The organism is Winslowiella sp. 2C04 (assembly GCF_050037805.1).
Classification (GTDB): domain Bacteria; phylum Pseudomonadota; class Gammaproteobacteria; order Enterobacterales; family Enterobacteriaceae; genus Erwinia; species Erwinia toletana_A.
On the sequence record NZ_CP188300.1, the window covers coordinates 1,129,989 to 1,147,423 of the forward strand.

Below are 17,435 nucleotides of genomic sequence, written 5' to 3' on the forward strand. Positions count from 1 at the left end.
ACTGCCCGACAAGCTACGACAACCTACGACAAAAACACCTCATCAAGCCGCGCCCCTTCTGAATTAAACCCAAACCACCCCCGACAACCTACGCCACGATCCGACCATGTAAGCCACCATTTTACTGTCCATAAGCGTGTCCATATTTTACTATTGGCTCGTTGCAGTGTGTCCATCATGGACACGGGGGGGCAAAACAATATGGCTATTTCAGATAGCTACCTGAAATCCTGCCTGAATAAAGAGCGGGAAAAGGTAGTGGAAAAATCAGACCGCGATGGTCTGTGGGTACGCGTGTCGGTTAAGGGAGCAGTGACGTTTTTCTATCGTTACCGGTACCTGGGTAAACAGGACAAAATGACGATCGGCAGCTATCCGCAACTGGGGTTAAAGGATGCCCGTGAAGAAGTTGAAAAGTGGGCTGCGGTTCTAGCGCGCGGCGATAACCCGAAAATCAAACGTGATCTGGAACGTGGGAAGATCAAAAATCAGTTCACGTTCGAAGAGCTGTTCCGCGAATGGTTTGGCGTGGTCTGCATTCAGAAAGAAAGCTCACCTCTGATTCTACGGTCGTTCGAACTTCACGTTTTCCCGAAGGTCGGGAAGTATCCGGCGGGAGAACTGACGCTGCACAACTGGCTGATGCTGCTGGACCGCCTGTCAAAGGCTTACAGTGAAATCACAAAACGGGTAATCAGCAACACGAAGCAGTGTTACAGCTGGGCTGTGAAGCGGCAAATTCTGACCGTTAACCCACTAAGTGAGCTGACCGGCCGCGACTTCGGTATTAAAAAGGGAATGGGTAAGAGGGTGCTGGACCGAAAGGAAATAGCCATGGTCTGGATGGCGATCGACGATTCGAGGCTTATGGAGAGGAACAAACTACTGCTTAAACTGCTGCTGTTCTTCGCATGCCGCCTGTCAGAATTGCGACTGGCCAGAGAAGGGGATTTCGATTTCGTTGACGGGATATGGACTGTGCCAGCTGAGAACCATAAAACCGGGCGACAGACCGGACAACCTATTCTGCGCCCAATCATTCCGGAGATTGTTCCGCTGTTGAAGCAGGCGATGGAAATAGCGCCAGGTGAGTTTGTTTTTTCTGGTAAGAAGGATGAGCCAATGCAGGAAGGAAATCACCTGAGCATTACTGCCAACCTGCGGCAATTCATGCTCAAAGCTTATCAGGAGAATGTCCCGCATTTCACCGTACACGATTTGCGGCGTACCGCCCGCACAAACTTCTCTGAGCTGGCAGATCCCATTGTTGCTGAGAAGATGCTGGGGCATGCGCTGCCTGGCGTGCTGGGCGTGTACGACAAATATCAGTATATGGATGAAATGCGGGAGGCGTACGGTAGGTGGTGGGCGCGGTTAATGAGTATTATTGAGCCTGATATTTTGGAGTTCACGCCGCGCAGTGCCGGGTGATACGCCCGAACTGATCACGATGGAACTTGCCGTGGATGTGCTGCAGCGGCTTTCTTTTTGGCTGCTGCACTTCAGCCTGCTGCCACGCCAGCACTTTTGCGCGCTTCCACTTATTTGCGCGTCCGATGCAGTAATCATCCGGTTCCGGAAATGGGTTAGATTCATCTTCTCTTTTCCGGTACCGCTCAAGTGTTCGTGCTGAAACGCACAGATGTTCACAAACTTCTTTGGTGTCCATCCAGCTCTCGTTATCTTTCATGCTACTTTTTCCTCCGTAATACACATTTCTGGTAGATTGGCGCGCACCAGAGCCTCAGCTAATGGCGGCGGTACCGCATTGCCACAGCGGGCAACCTGTTTATCTTTTGCGTATTTAGTGCCGCGATAATCCCGATCGATGATGTACCAGGCCGGGAAGCCCTGCGCTCGATACAGTTCATGTGGCTGCAGCATGCGCATACCGATATCAACGATCCGGAATTTCACTCCGTCGATGAGGGTGAACTCATTCAGCCCGTGCTGGTGCAGAAACTCTCTGACCATCGCCGCACGCGCTTCATCGTAGTTCTCAACCGCCAGACACGTCTGCACCTCGCCAACATGCTGACCGCCAGCGGTAATCGTTGGCATCGGTTGGTCGGTTCGCTGGCCATCTTTGCAGGTTCCGCGCAGCTTTATCAGGCTGGAGGTGACCAGCGCGTGATGATCGGTAGTCGTCACCGTATGCGCTGGGCCATCCAGTGAGGCACCTGGGCCGGTATAATTCCCGCCAAAGTGTTTAGCGAGGAACGCTGAAACAAGTTGGCTTTTACCGCCGCCACCGGCAGTTACCGTTGCGCTGGGCTGATCCACACTGTGACCTGTACTGTTTCCAAACTGCCTGGCGATCACCGGGGCAATGAGGCAGGAGCGGGACTCCTTGAGAATCGTGTGAGTGGGCTTTTCACAGCTTCGCGGCTTGCCCTGGTATTCTGAACCGCCAGCGCCAGCGATGAACGGCGTCAGCCTGGCTTCAACCATACCCAGCGCATGACCATTACCACCCGGGCGCACGGCGGTGCCGGCAGTTACGGTAGGCACTGGCTGATTCATTTCCTGCCCGGTGGCTCCGGTGCGGAATTTGGTGATGTGCGGGGTAACGACCGCATAGCCATGTTTACGGGTGATCGTCTGCAGTGGCGCATCCAGACCCTGCCCCCGGAAGCAGTCGTAACTGCCTTTGCTGGTGGTGTGATTGCACTTCACGATAAACGGCGTCGGGTTATCCAGCACAAAGCGCTGAATGCCGCGGGCAATTCTACGCAGCGTATTTTCAGCCAGCGGTCGTGGCCGTTCAAAAATGCTGGGGCAGGGTAATGACCAGTCGATACACTCAGCGGCAGTGCGCCAGGGCATAAGCTGGCCACTCTGCACCGCCAGGCTTTTCGGATCACCGTGTGAAGGCTTTGGCCACGATACTGGCTGGCCGTCACAACGCATCACCATAAAGAAGCGTTTGCGGATAGTTGGTGCGCCATAATCACATGCGCGCAATTCGCGAGATTCCACAACGTATCCCAGGCCGGTAATCAGTCGTTGTGCATCAGCGCTATAGCGTTCAATCTGCAGGAAGTCACACACTTCATCCAGTGCAGGATGATTAGCATCAATGCCGGTACCCAGCATGCCAACGAATGAGGCGAACGTCTCACCAGCGCGCGCCGGATCGGGACGTTCTTCTTCTGCAAGCAATGGCCCCCACGTTTTAAATTCTTCGACATTCTCAAGCATCATTACGCGCGGTCGTTTCGCCAGCGCCCAGCGCACAACAATCCACGCCAGCCCGCGAATTTCCTTTTTAACGGGTTTACTCCCTTTAGCTTTGCTGAAATGACGGCAGTCCGGCGAGAACCAAGCCAGGCCAACAGGAGCGCCAGCGGTTGCAGCAACCGGATCGATATCGAATACCGACTCGCAATAGTGAAGCGTGTCCGGGTGATTGGTTGTATGCATGGCGATCGCGTTAGGGTCATGGTTTATAGCGATATCCACGCTGCGCCCGGTTGCCATTTCAATACCGGTGCTTGCGCCGCCGCCGCCGGCGAAGTTGTCGACGATGATTTCTCTCATAGGGCGTGTTCTCCGAAGGTATCAGTTAGTGCCTGAGCTGCAATCATGATCAGGCCGGTTGGCTGGCGTTCCAGCAGCATCGTATTGATGTGCTGCATGACTTTTCGGCGGTGCATCGCTGGCAGATCAGGGAGGCATTTAATCTGGCTGGCTATCAGGTTTACCTCTGCAGGCCAGACGTCATTAGGGGGATCAGGAATATTTTCCTGAATATTCTGTCGCTGGATTTGTGGCTGCATTCTGGCTGCCGCCAACTCAATCTGACGCATAAATGCCGCGCCGCGCGCTTCCAGTTCGTCACGGCTGATATAGCCCATCGACGGACCACGCCAGTTTTTATCGAACACCGCAATTGCCGCGCCAAAACCTGCTGTTGACTCTGAGGGTTGTCCCGGTGCTGGACGGTACCAGGCCGGAAGGTCGAAGCTGACACGCCCGCGAATAAAAGCGATGTGATCCGCTTCTTCCGGCCACCATGTTTCGCTTGTTGCCGCTTTAATCAGGTAAACGTAGCGACCGCCTGCATCACGCATTGCCATCGTGTGGGCGATGATATGGCGCATGCCGGTGATGTACTGCTCTTCATGCTTGCTGGCGCGGGAATAGGGCGGGTTGGCATATGCTGCACCGTTCAGCTCTGCCAGCCGCGCTGACCAGTTCTGCGTCAGCGCATTATCCTCAGCGGTGTAAAACGCTTCGCATTTGGCATTATCCCGATCGGCGAACAGGTCAAGCACGAACGGACCATAAAGCGAGTTGATACCCCACCAGAGCGCATCAGGTGATCGCCATTGGTCGCCGACTTCTTTTAGCTTGTGCGTGGGCGCTGCGCGTAGGGCTTTGAGCGCAGCGCAGTAAGGGTTTTTAATGTGATCGGTCATTGTATTGCCGCTCCGGATCAGCTGATTTTTATTTGGTAGTAAGTGCAGAAATCAAGCACGTAGGGGCATTCAGAAGGGCTTTCGGTTTCGTTTACAACGTCACAACCGCCAGCGTGCAGACAGTTGCAGTGCATGCAGCTGAGACGGTTTTCAAAGCAGTTTTTAGCCATGTGATAGCCATTGCATCGGCCACCAGAAAAACGGTGCGGGAACTCATATGCGGAACAGCGGCAGGTAACCTGCCGGCCGTCCCAATAGGCTTTCCCTCCAGCAGTTGAGTTTGCATAGAATCACCTCGTCAGAGATACAGCTCCACAGTTAACGTGGCGATAAGTAGCAGGATCAGCACGGCCGCCGTGCGGATGCTGGAATAGAGAAAATGGTGTCGTGCGAGGTGCGCCCGAATAATTGATTTCATGGTGAATCGGCATAAAAAAGCCGCTCAAGGCGGTCAGGTAAAATTTAGGTGTTGTGACCTGTCACGATTACAGTTTTAAGTCATGCCATCCGAAAGTTTGCCAGCACTCAGAATCCCCAATCGACTGGAAGTAACATCCGTTTGGATCACCAGGCAATTTGTCTTTGCACTCCTCACAGCAGCGGTTATTGAGTTCAGCCAGCTGCTGTTGCAGGTCGGCATTATCTTTGCGGATGAGAAGAGATAAATACTCGTTTATGTCGTAAGGATCACGGAAGGGGCGTCGGGCTGCGCAGTTCTGCTCGAGCATTTGCACTTCCTGCGCATCAAGTGTCAGATCCAGTCTTTTGATACCTGACTCTGCCTGGCGCGCCCGCTGCTCGGCTTTGCGTTCGGCGGAGGATTTAGCCATTGCTCACCTCCCCCCGATCATCAGAGCGCATTGGACTAAAAGCGAGGAAGGTTTCCATGGCTTTTAGAGTTAGTTTTTGATTGTTGTAGCGCTCGATACCCCACACGATCGCGTAGCAGATCCAGATATAGTGGTGGCTGTGCTTTTGCAGACTTCCCATTTCGTCCAGAATGTCCCAGTTACTCACGTCACTGGGGAAGACGGCATCATTCACAGCCTGACCAGCCATCCACGCGTTACGGTATTCTTCGCTAACCAGTTCAGATACGGCATCTTTCGCCATTTCACGATCGTGCTCGTCTTCGCATTCTGCAATGTAGCAAGCCAGCCACTCGTTCAGACTCTTTTGGAAATCCTCATCGTCGAACTCAAAGCAGGGGCTGTCATATCGTGAACCTCCAGCACCGGACTCGAATTTCTCAGACCAGTATTGAGGATTTATCTGGAAGCTCTCCCGACTCCCGAAATGGCTGTCGGTGAAAAATTCGAACATGTCGGTGATACGGCTGAACGTCCACGTTCCCATATCGCCGGTAACGGTCAGGTATCCCGGCCATGTGACGATATCGAAGTAATATGCGTTGGTGTTTGGGCGCTCAAATCGCAGATGACGGTATAAGCCATCATCACGGATAACGTGTAGATGGTGGCTGCTTACATCACGGATAAAGCGGATAAGGCTGGACATTAGATAACCTCCTTCATAAAGCAAACCCAGTGTGTATTAGCTCTTTTACCTGACGGGTGGCCAAACGCTGGTTTCTGGTCGGTAAGTGCCAGAATTTCCCTTGTAGCAATCTGAGTTTCATTCCATTTAAAAATTAAAGCGCCGCCCGGCTTGAGTACGCGAAATGCTTCACTGAAACCGGCTGAGAGGTCACTGCGCCATGTATCCCGATTCAGGACGCCATACTTTTTGCGCAGCCAGCCATTTTCGCCCGCGCGTTCCAGATGGGGTGGGTCGAATACGACCAGACCGAACGTGTCTGGTTCAAACGGTAATTTGCGGAAGTCTGCAATCACATCGGGGGCGATTTCCAGCTGCCGCCCATCGCAGAGAACATGGCTTTCACTGCGGATGTCGCAGAATACGACGCGCGGATCCGCACGGTTGAACCAGAACATGCGTGAGCCGCAGCACATATCGAGGATGGTTTTATTCATGGTTAATACCCTGAAGCAGTATTGAGCAGTTAATCAGGCTTTTGCTGCGGACTTAGCCTCATTGAACTCGCTGCCAATTATTTCGATGGCCCCTGCCGATGTTTTAGGCCTTGCTCCGGTTTCAACGTAGATGGCATCACCATGTCGGAAGTAATGGCAGCCGGTTATAAACAGCATCCCCCAGTCGAGGCCGAGAGCATCAAGCATTGGCTCACGATCAAGTTTCAGCGTGGGATAATTCTCTTTCCATTTAGCTGCCAGCGCTTTAGCTTCCTTGCCCATCCCTTTTGGCGCTTTAACTTTTGGAGTGCTGGAATAGCCATTGTTGCCATTCGGTTTTGTCCACAGCTCCGCTGAGATATACGGATTGCTTTCGAAGCGCACGCCATAAAAGCTGGCGCGGGTGAGGTCGTTGCGGAAAACAGGGTTGCCGCCAAACAAAGCAGCGAATTCTTTACCATGCTGACGCACTTCGGCTTCTTTCTTTTCCATCGCATCCCATGCAGCCAGCGCATCAGGCGTGGTGAATTTGTAATAGCTCACTTGAAATGCCTCCTTTCAGGTCATTGAATCTCCGCAGAAACCGAACTCGCGCCTGCCGTGGATTTTGTGGACATATGCTGAAATCCGCACATGGGATACCTTCCAGAATCGGCCAGGGCGTGCCGTCGTCCATGTCGAAATCGCGGCGTTCAGTTGCCAGCATAATCAGGTCGGCGTATTTAACTGGCGTGGACATTCTCGGCGGCAGGCTGAAATGAGAGCGGATCACCAGCTCGACGCGCTTCCCAACCTTCTGATAGTCCGGCAGCAGTGCTTTGAGCGGTGTGGCAATATCGTTGCAGTAAGCCTCGGCGGCATCGTGGAGCAGAGCCTCCATCGCGAACTCATCCGGTACCAGATAGCTCACATGAACCGAATGCTGTGCCACGCTGTAAAACTCCTGCAGGTGGCCGGTGAAGCGGCAAATATTGGATAGCGCAGCGGCAATGTCATCGATGCAGATGCTTTCAGGCGTGACGTTCAAAAAGTTAAAGTGCTTACCCGACAGGGTATTACTCCAGGACATTCGAAATCCTCAGAATGAGAAAGGGGATGGCGCCGGGCGACGCCACGATTAAGAGGGATCATTCAGAACGGGATGTCATCGTCGAAGTCAGGAACTTGCTGCTGAAGCTGGTTGCGGCCGCCGGCGTTTTGCTGCAGACGAGACTGTGGCTGATTGTTCTGCTGATTACCGAGCATAGAACTTTGCTTGCCGCTCACGGCAGGACCGCCAGCGCCGCCATGCTGGCGCTCGTCTTTATCAGTCAGGGAAGCGACTAACTTATCAACCACCTCTGCAGGCAAGTTTTCCATCGCTTCTTTATAGGTTTTCCGGGTTTTGGTACCAAAGGCCTGGCGAATTTCAAAGCGATAGCCGTCTTTCCCGTCATTTTTGGTATAGAGAACCTTTTGCAGCACAAAGCCGATCGGCTTACCTTCAAGCTCTTTGCAGTGATACTCGGTTTCGCCTTGCTCGTTGCGTGACTCGGTGGCATGCAGAGCTTTGACATTCGTCAGGCCCATAATGGCGTTGATCATCGCGGTACCGCCCCGGAGAGGATTTCCATCGCGCCCGATGTAAGACACGCGCAGGAAGTTAATCGTGCCCACGTCAGCATCAAGTGCGAACTCCATCGACTGAGACTGTGAATCTGTATCACGGGCAGAGGTGAACATTGCAGTTTTGATGATGCCTGCGTATGCACCACCCTCTGAAGCACCAGCGGGTCCGGCTGCTTTTGCTGATTCAGGATCAAAGGTAAAGATTGGTTGTGGCTGCATTATGCGGTTACTCCATTATTGAGTTCGTAGTAATCCCTGATCGCCGCATCAACGGCGTTCAGGTCGTTATCTATCTGGAAACTGTCGAATAGCCCGATCGGCGATTTAACCGGGTCGGTGCCATCTGATTGGGTGGTGAACTGGTAACGGCCATCGGTGACCGAGGTGCGCAGGGCGATAGTGAACATGCCCTCAACAGTGATTTTTTCGTCCAGCATCTTGCCGATGGTCTTCATCTTGATGCGGCCTGCGGGCGTCTCTTCGGTATGCGCGAGGAAGTAGACAATCAGGTCATCCTCAGCGGCCTGCGCTGCCTTGACCACGTCCCAGGCGCCGCCGCCTATTTCAGTGAATTTCTCGAAAGATTTTTCGCTGCGGCGCCGCATGAAGGAGTTACCCATTACGTACTGAAAGTCGTCAATCACGACGAACTTACGACCAGCGCGCCAGGCGTGTTTGATAATCATCACAAGGTCAGAAGCCAAATCCGTGTGAAACACGTTGCCGGTTTTCGCTATGAAGTCGCGCGCCTGCCAGCCTTTAGATTTGAACGGAAGCCGCTTGTTTTCGGGGTTGATAAGAAAGCCATCATCAGGATTAAGGTGCATCATGCTGGCCGACTTACCGGACCCTGAGTCACCAAGAATAAGAACGGGAATACCCATATCAGCCTCCGAGATAGTGCTGCATGGTGAATTTCTGATCCTCGTCGAGGTCCATGTTTGCCAGGCACCACTTGAGATAGCCGCGATCGATGGCGCCGATTTCCTCGAATGACTTACCCTTATGCTTGCCGAACCGCATGCTGTGCAACAGGGAAGGATTGGCCGTAATTTCGCGCATCTGAGCGATAGTGAGGCGGGCGTGGCGGTTAATCTCGATCAGCACTGCCGCTGTCACGTAGCAGTCATACAGAGCGCGGTGAGCGTGCAGGCCCTCCGGCACGTTGGCGTTAACGCCGAGGTGGTAACGCATGAACTGGTTACCGTGGCTCTCCAGCTCCGGCCAGAGCTTGCGCGACAGCTTCATGGTGCAGATCCACGGCGCGGTGATTTGCGGCAGCTTGCCGCGATCGAATTTGGCGTTGTGGGCGACGTACACATCAGCGCCGAGGTAACGGTCGATAGCAGCGTCGATAGGCGGCGCACCGGCCACATCCTCGTTCGTGATGTGGTGGATAGCCATGGCGCTAATAGTGATTGGCTCCGGCGGCTTAACGAAATTGCTCATTGGGTTGCAGATAACGCCGTCGATGATGTCGACGCTGGCAATTTCACACACACCGCCTTCGAGGCTGGTGGTTTCGGTGTCAATTATGCGTGATACGGGCATGCTGTTCTCCGGTTAAGGCATCGGCAGCTGCGTCGCGCTGCGCCAGCTGGTGGGCCAGCTGCTCAAGGTCAGCCGGGCCGAGTTGATTTTGTTCGCAGATGGCGATGATGGCCCTCTGTGCGACATCGCGCATTGCCTCGTTTATGGCAAAGCTGGTGGGGATCAGTGTTACATCCATCCGATGCACATCCCCGCAGCAATCAGGGCGGCGCCAATTACCGGCAGTAACCAGGTGCGGCGACGCGGATGGAAATCGGCACCGGTCAGCCGGTACAGGAACTGAGCTTTGTAGAGCTGATTCATCGTGAGAGATTCCTTTTGATGTGCTGGCGTTTACTCGAGGGGATACGGATGGTCTGCTGGTAGAGCTGCGCGCAATCTCTGTCTCTACAAAAATCATCACGCTCGTTGCGGTTCCAGAACACAATGAGCCGTTTTTCTGTGTCTTCGGGATGGCGAAACCTCCCGCAGTAACGACACATAACAGACTCAAGAAACTCTGTAGCGGCTTGCCGGACTGTGAATTCGTCATGCGACTGCTGAGTGCCGTCTGGCAGGGTGTAATCGATGAAGGTGGTTTCCTCGCCCTTATAGTTAGGGCTGATGCGACAGCCGGTGAATATCACCAGCTTTGTGCCGATGCGGATCGGCGTTCCCGGCGGCAACTCAGCCAGGCGGTTAGCGGTTAATTTGGGGATTGCCTGCATGCTTACCTCCATTATCAGGGCGAAAAAAAGCCCCCTGAGGCGGGGGCAAACAACTACACAGCAATTGAGGGTTGTGATGGCCGGTACTGAGATATTCCGGCTTAGGTCCATGACGGCCCGGATTTACGGACTGGTCACGGCGCATTGAAATAGCGCATCAGCCTGCGCATTCACCACAACGAGAAGAGCACTGCCTTTGACCACCTTGCCCTGCGTGGCTTGAACGCGGTTTTCCGGCCTAACTACCTCGCCGATAACTTGCATCAGGGGCTGCTTGGCACATATCCGGCGCAGTGCTCTTTTCGTTGGGTGCCGGGATGATGCCCGGCTATCCACCGCCTTTACTTTTAAGTCCAACAGACTGCCGCGGTACTCCGGACTTGCCCTGGTGAGGCGTTAATCATTCGTGAAAGGGAATCTTTCAGCGTTACCGAAGCGGTTTTTAATCATTTTGTTTTGATAAATAATGATATCCGCCTCAAGGTTGGCTTTATCCACTTCTGGCTTCAGGGCGCCATAACCAAGAGGTGCGGCTGGATCCTGAATATCAGAATCATCAATGAACATAACTCTAACGTTTTCAACTTTATACATAGGAATCCCAATGAGTTCTGAAGATAATTTACAGAGACTTGCATACAATCTAACCATTGCCTTTCTACAGAGTCAGAAAGGTTCAAACACCCCTAAGTCTTTTTTTGAAAAATACGATGAGGTTTACCCGGAGTTTCTTCATTTGGTCGTTGAACGGTATGGCCCACTAAGAGAGAAAAAGGCACCCAGAGAGGATTTTTAACCGCAGGAAAATAATTGCTCGGCAGCGTCTTTTACTGGCATGTCGAGCATCTGAGTCTTGCCGTTGTTCAGAATAATTAGAGTGTACTGCCCCTGGGTATCAGAATGCTTGTCAACCAAATAACATATTGACGAATGGGGAATTACTAACAACTCCTTCGTCTCGTCATCTTCAATTAAAAGTACATTTTTCATTCCAAATCCTCTGCTGGTTAAAAATTTTCTCTGATGCTGCGCTGCCGCACCTCAAAGAAAACTTCGCCACACTCTCGCAGTGGCCAGCGCCGGTTGCCCGGTCTTCATTTTTAAGCTGCTTACGCGTTAGCCGGGCGCTAATCGGTTACTAAGTGATGCCTGAGCTTCCTCTCCCTCACTACGTCGCCGTGGGAGCCAGACCGTAATACGTCGTCTTCACGATGCGAAACCCATAAGGGTACGCATGAGCGGCCTAACCGCGTTAGTGCTTCATTTGCCTGTCTCCTCTTGGTTGATGGGGCCGACATATGTCGCTGGCCCTTGCACCGGTCCGTCTCTCGCATTGCGCCTCTTTGACTCACCCCAAGTCAGTTAGGGATGGACGCTATTTCAGTTTGCCAGGGATGCGATTGATTACCCGATGCGCGACTGCCAGATTGTTAAAGAGCGTTCAGCGTTCTGCGGTGGGCTGCGTCGTGCTGATGGCTATTAACATACCCCTAGGTATTAAGCATTGCAATACCCTAGGGTAAGATAATGAATCCTTAGGGTATAAGCATATGATGTGTAATAGAAAAAAAATTGAGTTTGATAGTGCTGGGTTTTGACGGATGGGCTTGACCTGGAAGGGAGTAAAGTTTAATGTTAAAGAATACTGTATGAATGAACAGTGTTTTGGTTTGAGAAATTGGGGGTGGGAGGTGGCTAGATCTTTGAGGCGGGTGGGCGTGGGAAAATATTTAGAGGTTGCCCCTGTCTATCTCTATTCAAGACAGGGGTTGGATAGAATTTATTTTCTGAAGAAACGAGAGAGAAACACGACTACGCCGACAATATTGATCTCATCTGTCACAGCTAACAGAGGAATGCGACTGTCACCTGAATCAAGATATCCGGAGTTTCCCTTGGATAAAAACTTGTAAACTGAATGGGTTCCATTCACATTTACATAGACATAATCTTCATTTCCCGGTTTCTCGGTTGTGTTAACAACGATGATAGATCCTTGGGGTATCTCGTTGAATCCACTAGGGTGTTTCATCCGGAATGCTAGAACATCACCAGCACCAAAGACCTCATCGGGTACTAAAATACTGTCACCAGTAATGCCGTTATCATCATGGATGCTTACTATCCCATAATTTCTATCATCTTGATTCAAAATGTTTTTTCCGGCAAGGAAATCTTCTTCACCATAGCTCACGCTGCTGGTTTGATAATCCATATCACCAGATCCGTTCAGTAGCCACTCAGGTCTAACTTTTAGTGCATTGGCGATATCAACTAATTTCTTTGAGCTTTGCGTCCTCCCGGATGTGATCTTCCACACACTAGGCTGAGCTATTCCTGCAGCCTCAGCTAACGATGCCTGAGACATGTTTCTGGCGCTCATTGCCGCTTTTAATCGTTCCGCAAGATTTGATGTTTTCATGTTTTCGAACATATATCTAGGGGTATTGTTAGTCAAATACCTTAGGGTATTGCTATTGCTTGTACTCAAGGGTATTATTCCTCTTAATTTAAAACCCAAGGGTGTTTATATGATCAATCAAGCTATCCATCGCGCTATTCAAACAGTGGGAAGTCAGAAAAAATTCGCTGATCTTGTTGGAGTTAGCCAGCCGAATGTCTGGTGTTGGCTGCATGGAAAAAAACGAGTATCCCCTGAAAAAGTGCCTGCAATAGTGGAAGCAACTCAAGGTGAAGTCTTAGCTCATGAGATTCGTCCAGACCTTCCTGATCTTTTTCCCCACCCAATTAACCAATAAACGTTTCGTTAAGGAGAATTATCAATGGAATCAGTAGCAACAAGTTGCAATTCAGTTCGAGTGAATTGCAAACCGGAAGCGTTAGAGAGTTTTTTTCACAAAGAAGCGATTAGCCGCGGCAACAAACCGCTGGCGCTTGATATGGGGATACACCCATCAGGCCTCAGCCGTAAAAAAGTCAGCCTTGTTGGTCTGGCCTGCAAATTAATCCATGAACTTGGCTTGCCTGCCGGCTGCGTTGCGGCGCCTGGTTGCGAACAAAACGTGGTGATCACCGGGGAAGAGGCGAGAAAGCTGTTGTCGATGCTTGAGCACATCCGTAAACCAGCCGGGGGAAGCGGTGGATGATGATCGTTTTATTGGTGCCGACAAAGAATACCGCGACAGGCGGGGCATTGTCGTCCGCGTTATCAGTTACGACCGGCAAGAACGCAGAGTTATTTTCATGCGGCCAGGTTATCCCGAAGAGTGTTTCGTACCGAAATGGTATTTCCAGAAATATTTCAGGGAGTTTGAAGGGAAAGGCTGAACAGCGGCAACTGGTCAGCCCGGTACTGCAGTGCTTATCCAAAGCGAGGTTAATTATGCGACAAAAAACCAAGCCAGCGCAACCACAAAATACTGTACATAAAAACATTACCCGTGCGCAATTTGCGCACGGGTTCAGTCCGGATGCGGTCAGTAAATTGAGGCTGCTTCTCGAAGCCAACAAGCGCGAGAAAATGGCTCATGAGTAATACCGCAGAAATCATTCAATTTCGCGCTCGTACAGAGCGTGAGGAGCAGCGCGTGGCCGATACCGACGATGGTTTCATGCGTGTGGCGAACGAGCTTACGGACAGCTTACTTCTCGCAGATCTTACCGCTCGACAGCTGAAAATCATGCTGGCGGTTATGCGTAAAACCTACGGATTTAACAAGCCAATGGACAGGATTACCAATACGCAGATAGCAGCCATGACCGGGATTCACCATACGCATGTTTGCTCAGCCAAGAACCAACTGATTGAGCGGGGTTTTCTCATCAGCGGCGGGTCTAAGGTTGGGGTCAATAAGTACATATCGATGTGGGATATGAAGAAGGTTAGCCAAGTCAGCGAAACATTAGCTGATACAGCTAATAAATCTTTAGCTGAATCGGCTAATACCCATTCGCCAAAGCAGCTAAACACAAAAGACACTATTCAAAAGACAATAAAAACAAATCCCCCTAAAGCCCCCAAGGGGGAATTTTCGGAGGAGGTAATCTCACAGGCAAAACAGGTCCTGGAGTATTACAACCAAATCACAGGCACCACCTGCCGCTCTGCAGAAGCCTTTGCCGTTTTACTGACAGAGCGTTCTGCCCGTGATGCATACACCGTGGATGAATTGAAGCTGGTGGTGCGCTGGGTGACCCTGACCTGGAAACGCCGTAACGGCACTGTGGCAAAGCCGGCCAATATCTGCCGCGTAAACCGATTTGATGGCTATCTGGCTGAGGCAAACGCATGGGACGCAAGCTATGTAGATATCGATTGTGCTGCCGTTGTTGATGCTTACAACGAACTGGCTGGCCACCGCATGCCGGTGGCAGAGCTGGATAGCGATCGCGAATCGTTGATCCGTGAATTTGTCACTCACATGAGTAAAAAAACCGTTGATGCTTTCCGCGCTTATTTCACGGCGTTTCTGACGGAGGCTCGGCCATATTACTTCGGTGAAAGCCCATCCCAGTGGCGCGCCAATTTTGATTATCTGATGAAGCCTGACACTTTGCGCAAGGTGCGGGAGGGGGCGCTGTGAGAAACGAACCGATCGATAACTACCTGGAAGGCAGCGTGATTGGTGGGCTGCTGTTGGGCGGGCTTACTCAGGAAGCAAGCGACGTACTGGCAACGCTGGTGCCGGAAGCATTTCAGATTCCTTTCTATCGCAAAGTTTTTTGCGAGATTGGGCGCCAGGCTAAGCAGCGAAAACTGATTGACGCCATGCTGATTGCGGAAGGCGTTGCGCGTGAAGGTCATGAATTCGCAACCCTGATGGAGGCGGCGAAAGCGACGCCAAGCGCAGCAAACCTCAAGGGCTATGCGAAGGCGGTGCATGAAAAACACCTGATCCAGAGCTTCGGCAAACTGATGGAAACGCATTACGATCACATTTCTACTGCCGGGAACCATGAGAATGCGCTGTCTGCCATTGATAATTTCATTGCTGAGATCGGGAAGGTAAAACGGCGTAGTGATGAAGTTGAGCCGGTACACATCGATGAGATGCTGGGTGTGTACGCCGAGGTGCTGGAGCAGCGCGTTACCAATGGCGAAGAGTCAAACACGCTGAAAACCGGCATCGCTGAACTGGATGAAATCACCGGCGGTATGAACGATGAGGATTTTGTCGTTGTTGCTGCGCGTCCGGGCATGGGTAAAACCGAGTTTGCCCTAAAGGTGGCCGAGGGCGTTGCCTCGAGAGAGCGCGTAATGGGCGATCACAAAGTTCGCCGCGGCGTGCTGATTTTCACCATGGAAATGAGCAACCAGCAGGTGATCGAACGCCAGCTCGCCGGTGCAGCAAATATGCCGGTATCCAGCCTGCGCAAGCCGTCCCGTATGAACGATGAGGACTGGGGACGCATTTCCATGGGGATTAAGCGCCTGATGGGGCTTGATGTTTGGATGGTTGACGCTGCAAACCTGAGCATTGAGCAGATCCGCTCTATCGCCGAGCGTCACAAACGCCGTTATCCCGGTTTGTCCCTCATCCTGGTGGATTACCTCGGCCTGATCAAAAAGCCCAAGGCCGAACGTAACGACCTCGCGATCGCTGTTATCTCTGGTGGACTTAAGAACATGGCGAAAGAGCTTAAAACGCCTGTGCTTTCGCTGAGTCAGCTATCGCGTGACGTGGAGAAGCGACCGAATAAGCGCCCCGTGAATGCGGATCTGCGTGATGGCGGGAGTATTGAGCAGGACGCGGACAGCATCATCATGCTTTATCGTGATGCGGTCTACAACGAGAACAGCCCGGCTGCGCGCTTAGCCGAGATTATCGTGACCAAGAACCGTTTCGGCACCCTTGGCACCGTGTACCAAGAATTCCGTAATGGTCATTTTCTCGATACTAACCAGGAAGAAGCCGCGCGCATCAGTCGTGAGAAGCCCGGCGCCGTCAGCAGGAGAGATTTTTAATGCAGGTGTTCGATATTTGCCCTGTACCAAAGCCAAGGCAAACGCAGCGCGACCGCTGGGCAAAACGTCCCGCCGTTCTGCGGTACCGCGCTTTCTGCGATGAGGTGCGATTTCGTGGCGTGACGCTACCGGAATCAGGCTGGCATGTGACGTTTGTACTGCCGATGCCTGACAGCTGGAGCAAGAAAAAGCGTGCGGCAATGAACGGCATGCCCCATCAGCAGAAGCCCGACAAAGACAACCTCGAAAAGGCGCTGCTTGATGCCATTTTTGACGATGATGCGCGCATCTGGGACGGGCGCGTAACCAAAATCTGGGGGGAGAGAGGCAGCATACAAATTACTGAGAACGCCTGAAAAGAACAGCCACACCACAAATGAGCAGACCGAAACGATGAGGGGAAAAACAGTGAGAGTCGAATCAGCATTAAAACATTTCAGCCCAAAGAGCCTGATGATCACCGACAGCCCCGGCGCAACCGCCTCAGACAGCCTGACTGGTACCGATGTGATGGCAGCTTTTGGCATGTGTCAGGCGAACGCCCGTTTCGGTATAAGCGCATACCTGGGTAAAGCGGGCATTAGCCAGCAGGACAGGGAAAATACGATTAAAGAGCTGGCGCTTTATGCCCGAAAAACTGCGCCAAAGCTGGTAAGCAAAGCGGCAGGAAACAGGTTGGGTCATTGCATGCTTATTCTGGCAAAGTTCGCCTATGACGATTACGCTCGCTCTGCGGCTGATGCAAAAAAATGCTCTGACTGTAACGGGCGTGGAGTAACCAACACGCTAGCAAGAGTAATGACGCATCCCGGCTGTGGCGAACCAGGAACGTCCGGGCATACGCCGCCTAATTATAAGTTGCAGCTGGTGGAAAAAATGTGTGTGACCTGTCACGGTAAAGGTGAGTTGTCAGCGCGTTGCCGCTGCAATGGCACAGGCAAGGTTCGTGATATCGAGAAATCAAAAATTCAGGGTGTTCCGGTGGAAAAAGATTGCGGGCGGTGTAATGCCAGAGGATTCAAGAGAGTGCCGTCGAGCATTGCTCAGACAGCTATAGGCAAACTGATCCCGGAACTGACGCAATCAACCTGGTCGCGCAACTGGAAGCCATTCTATGAAAAGCTGGTGGCTAAATGTGATATAGAGGAAAGCCGCGCTGATGCAGTTTTCAGTATGATTACGAGATAAAAAAAAGCGTGATGACTATTGCTTTTTGCATGAAACTGGA

26 protein-coding genes and 1 pseudogene are annotated in these 17,435 nt (G+C 52.0%); 8 read left to right on the forward strand and 19 right to left on the reverse strand.

Annotated features, from left to right (window positions below; all coding sequences use genetic code 11):
* The first annotated feature begins 201 nt into the window (after window positions 1-201).
* Complete coding sequence (locus ACP3TC_RS04780; RefSeq protein ID WP_426817633.1) at window positions 202-1,431, forward strand: tyrosine-type recombinase/integrase; 1,230 nt, start codon at window positions 202-204, stop codon at window positions 1,429-1,431.
* On the opposite strand, the gene xis is transcribed toward ACP3TC_RS04780, so the two are convergent.
* The 19 genes from xis to ACP3TC_RS04875 all read right to left on the reverse strand — a co-directional run bounded on the left by xis (window position 1,409) and on the right by ACP3TC_RS04875 (window position 12,703).
* Window positions 1,409-1,690 carry an excisionase Xis gene (gene xis, locus ACP3TC_RS04785; RefSeq protein ID WP_426817634.1) on the reverse strand — a complete coding sequence of 94 codons (282 nt, stop codon included), beginning with the start codon at window positions 1,688-1,690 and terminating at the stop codon, window positions 1,409-1,411. The genes ACP3TC_RS04780 and xis overlap by 23 nt on opposite strands.
* Window positions 1,687-3,540: a DNA cytosine methyltransferase gene (locus ACP3TC_RS04790; protein WP_426817635.1), complete on the reverse strand. Its 1,854-nt coding sequence runs from the start codon at window positions 3,538-3,540 to the stop codon at window positions 1,687-1,689. Before ACP3TC_RS04790 ends, xis begins: the two co-directional genes overlap by 4 nt.
* Window positions 3,537-4,421, reverse strand: a complete 885-nt coding sequence (locus ACP3TC_RS04795; protein ID WP_426817636.1) for a phage N-6-adenine-methyltransferase — start codon at window positions 4,419-4,421, stop codon at window positions 3,537-3,539. Before ACP3TC_RS04795 ends, ACP3TC_RS04790 begins: the two co-directional genes overlap by 4 nt.
* Window positions 4,422-4,512: 91 nt before the next feature.
* Entirely contained in the window at window positions 4,513-4,707 is a 195-nt protein-coding gene (locus ACP3TC_RS04800; protein ID WP_426817637.1) for a hypothetical protein, read from the reverse strand.
* Between the two features lie 199 nt (window positions 4,708-4,906).
* Window positions 4,907-5,251: a hypothetical protein gene (locus ACP3TC_RS04805; RefSeq protein ID WP_426817638.1), complete on the reverse strand. Its 345-nt coding sequence runs from the start codon at window positions 5,249-5,251 to the stop codon at window positions 4,907-4,909.
* Window positions 5,244-5,939 (reverse strand): hypothetical protein, encoded by a 696-nt coding sequence (locus tag ACP3TC_RS04810; RefSeq protein WP_426817639.1) that lies wholly within the window; start codon window positions 5,937-5,939, stop codon window positions 5,244-5,246. The genes ACP3TC_RS04805 and ACP3TC_RS04810 overlap by 8 nt, the downstream gene beginning before the upstream one ends.
* Entirely contained in the window at window positions 5,939-6,415 is a 477-nt protein-coding gene (locus ACP3TC_RS04815; RefSeq protein ID WP_426817640.1) for a class I SAM-dependent methyltransferase, read from the reverse strand. Before ACP3TC_RS04815 ends, ACP3TC_RS04810 begins: the two co-directional genes overlap by 1 nt.
* Window positions 6,416-6,448: 33 nt before the next feature.
* Complete coding sequence (locus ACP3TC_RS04820; RefSeq protein ID WP_426817641.1) at window positions 6,449-6,958, reverse strand: hypothetical protein; 510 nt, start codon at window positions 6,956-6,958, stop codon at window positions 6,449-6,451.
* Window positions 6,930-7,484 carry an HD family hydrolase gene (locus ACP3TC_RS04825; RefSeq protein ID WP_426817642.1) on the reverse strand — a complete coding sequence of 185 codons (555 nt, stop codon included), beginning with the start codon at window positions 7,482-7,484 and terminating at the stop codon, window positions 6,930-6,932. Before ACP3TC_RS04825 ends, ACP3TC_RS04820 begins: the two co-directional genes overlap by 29 nt.
* 62 nt (window positions 7,485-7,546) lie before the next feature.
* A complete protein-coding gene (locus tag ACP3TC_RS04830) occupies window positions 7,547-8,242 on the reverse strand; it encodes a hypothetical protein (protein ID WP_426817643.1) in 696 nt (231 codons plus the stop codon).
* Window positions 8,242-8,907, reverse strand: coding sequence for an ATP-binding protein (locus tag ACP3TC_RS04835; RefSeq protein WP_426817644.1), 666 nt, complete (start codon window positions 8,905-8,907; stop codon window positions 8,242-8,244). The genes ACP3TC_RS04830 and ACP3TC_RS04835 overlap by 1 nt, the downstream gene beginning before the upstream one ends.
* A gap of 1 nt (window position 8,908) precedes the next feature.
* Window positions 8,909-9,574: an exodeoxyribonuclease X gene (exoX, locus tag ACP3TC_RS04840; RefSeq protein WP_426817645.1), complete on the reverse strand. Its 666-nt coding sequence runs from the start codon at window positions 9,572-9,574 to the stop codon at window positions 8,909-8,911.
* Window positions 9,552-9,752, reverse strand: a complete 201-nt coding sequence (locus ACP3TC_RS04845) for a hypothetical protein (RefSeq protein ID WP_426817646.1) — start codon at window positions 9,750-9,752, stop codon at window positions 9,552-9,554. The genes exoX and ACP3TC_RS04845 overlap by 23 nt, the downstream gene beginning before the upstream one ends.
* Window positions 9,743-9,877: a hypothetical protein gene (locus ACP3TC_RS04850; protein ID WP_426817647.1), complete on the reverse strand. Its 135-nt coding sequence runs from the start codon at window positions 9,875-9,877 to the stop codon at window positions 9,743-9,745. The genes ACP3TC_RS04845 and ACP3TC_RS04850 overlap by 10 nt, the downstream gene beginning before the upstream one ends.
* A complete protein-coding gene (locus ACP3TC_RS04855) occupies window positions 9,874-10,281 on the reverse strand; it encodes a hypothetical protein (protein ID WP_426817648.1) in 408 nt (135 codons plus the stop codon). Before ACP3TC_RS04855 ends, ACP3TC_RS04850 begins: the two co-directional genes overlap by 4 nt.
* 123 nt (window positions 10,282-10,404) lie before the next feature.
* Window positions 10,405-10,545 (reverse strand): hypothetical protein, encoded by a 141-nt coding sequence (locus ACP3TC_RS04860; protein WP_426817649.1) that lies wholly within the window; start codon window positions 10,543-10,545, stop codon window positions 10,405-10,407.
* Between the two features lie 132 nt (window positions 10,546-10,677).
* Window positions 10,678-10,875 carry a hypothetical protein gene (locus tag ACP3TC_RS04865; RefSeq protein ID WP_426817650.1) on the reverse strand — a complete coding sequence of 66 codons (198 nt, stop codon included), beginning with the start codon at window positions 10,873-10,875 and terminating at the stop codon, window positions 10,678-10,680.
* 198 nt (window positions 10,876-11,073) lie between these two features.
* Window positions 11,074-11,271: a hypothetical protein gene (locus tag ACP3TC_RS04870; RefSeq protein WP_426817651.1), complete on the reverse strand. Its 198-nt coding sequence runs from the start codon at window positions 11,269-11,271 to the stop codon at window positions 11,074-11,076.
* Between the two features lie 790 nt (window positions 11,272-12,061).
* Window positions 12,062-12,703: a helix-turn-helix domain-containing protein gene (locus ACP3TC_RS04875; RefSeq protein ID WP_426817652.1), complete on the reverse strand. Its 642-nt coding sequence runs from the start codon at window positions 12,701-12,703 to the stop codon at window positions 12,062-12,064.
* 109 nt (window positions 12,704-12,812) lie between these two features.
* Here ACP3TC_RS04875 and ACP3TC_RS04880 point away from each other — a divergent pair, with 109 nt between their 5' ends.
* The 7 genes and pseudogenes from ACP3TC_RS04880 (at window position 12,813) to ACP3TC_RS04910 (ending at window position 17,395) form a co-directional block, all read left to right on the forward strand.
* Window positions 12,813-13,040, forward strand: coding sequence for a transcriptional regulator (locus tag ACP3TC_RS04880; protein ID WP_426817653.1), 228 nt, complete (start codon window positions 12,813-12,815; stop codon window positions 13,038-13,040).
* Window positions 13,041-13,064: 24 nt separating this feature from the next.
* Window positions 13,065-13,388, forward strand: a complete 324-nt coding sequence (locus ACP3TC_RS04885; RefSeq protein WP_426817654.1) for a hypothetical protein — start codon at window positions 13,065-13,067, stop codon at window positions 13,386-13,388.
* The gene (locus ACP3TC_RS04890; protein WP_426817655.1) at window positions 13,381-13,569 is read left to right on the forward strand and encodes a DUF4222 domain-containing protein; all 189 of its coding nucleotides are present in this window, start codon (window positions 13,381-13,383) and stop codon (window positions 13,567-13,569) included. Before ACP3TC_RS04885 ends, ACP3TC_RS04890 begins: the two co-directional genes overlap by 8 nt.
* A gap of 200 nt (window positions 13,570-13,769) precedes the next feature.
* A pseudogene (locus ACP3TC_RS04895) lies at window positions 13,770-14,267 on the forward strand (replication protein); the annotation flags it as partial.
* 554 nt (window positions 14,268-14,821) lie between these two features.
* Complete coding sequence (locus tag ACP3TC_RS04900; protein WP_426817656.1) at window positions 14,822-16,207, forward strand: replicative DNA helicase; 1,386 nt, start codon at window positions 14,822-14,824, stop codon at window positions 16,205-16,207.
* A complete protein-coding gene (locus ACP3TC_RS04905) occupies window positions 16,207-16,563 on the forward strand; it encodes a RusA family crossover junction endodeoxyribonuclease (protein ID WP_426817657.1) in 357 nt (118 codons plus the stop codon). The genes ACP3TC_RS04900 and ACP3TC_RS04905 overlap by 1 nt, the downstream gene beginning before the upstream one ends.
* A 97-nt stretch (window positions 16,564-16,660) precedes the next feature.
* The gene (locus ACP3TC_RS04910; RefSeq protein ID WP_426817658.1) at window positions 16,661-17,395 is read left to right on the forward strand and encodes an antitermination protein; all 735 of its coding nucleotides are present in this window, start codon (window positions 16,661-16,663) and stop codon (window positions 17,393-17,395) included.
* The last annotated feature ends 40 nt before the right edge of the window (window positions 17,396-17,435 follow it).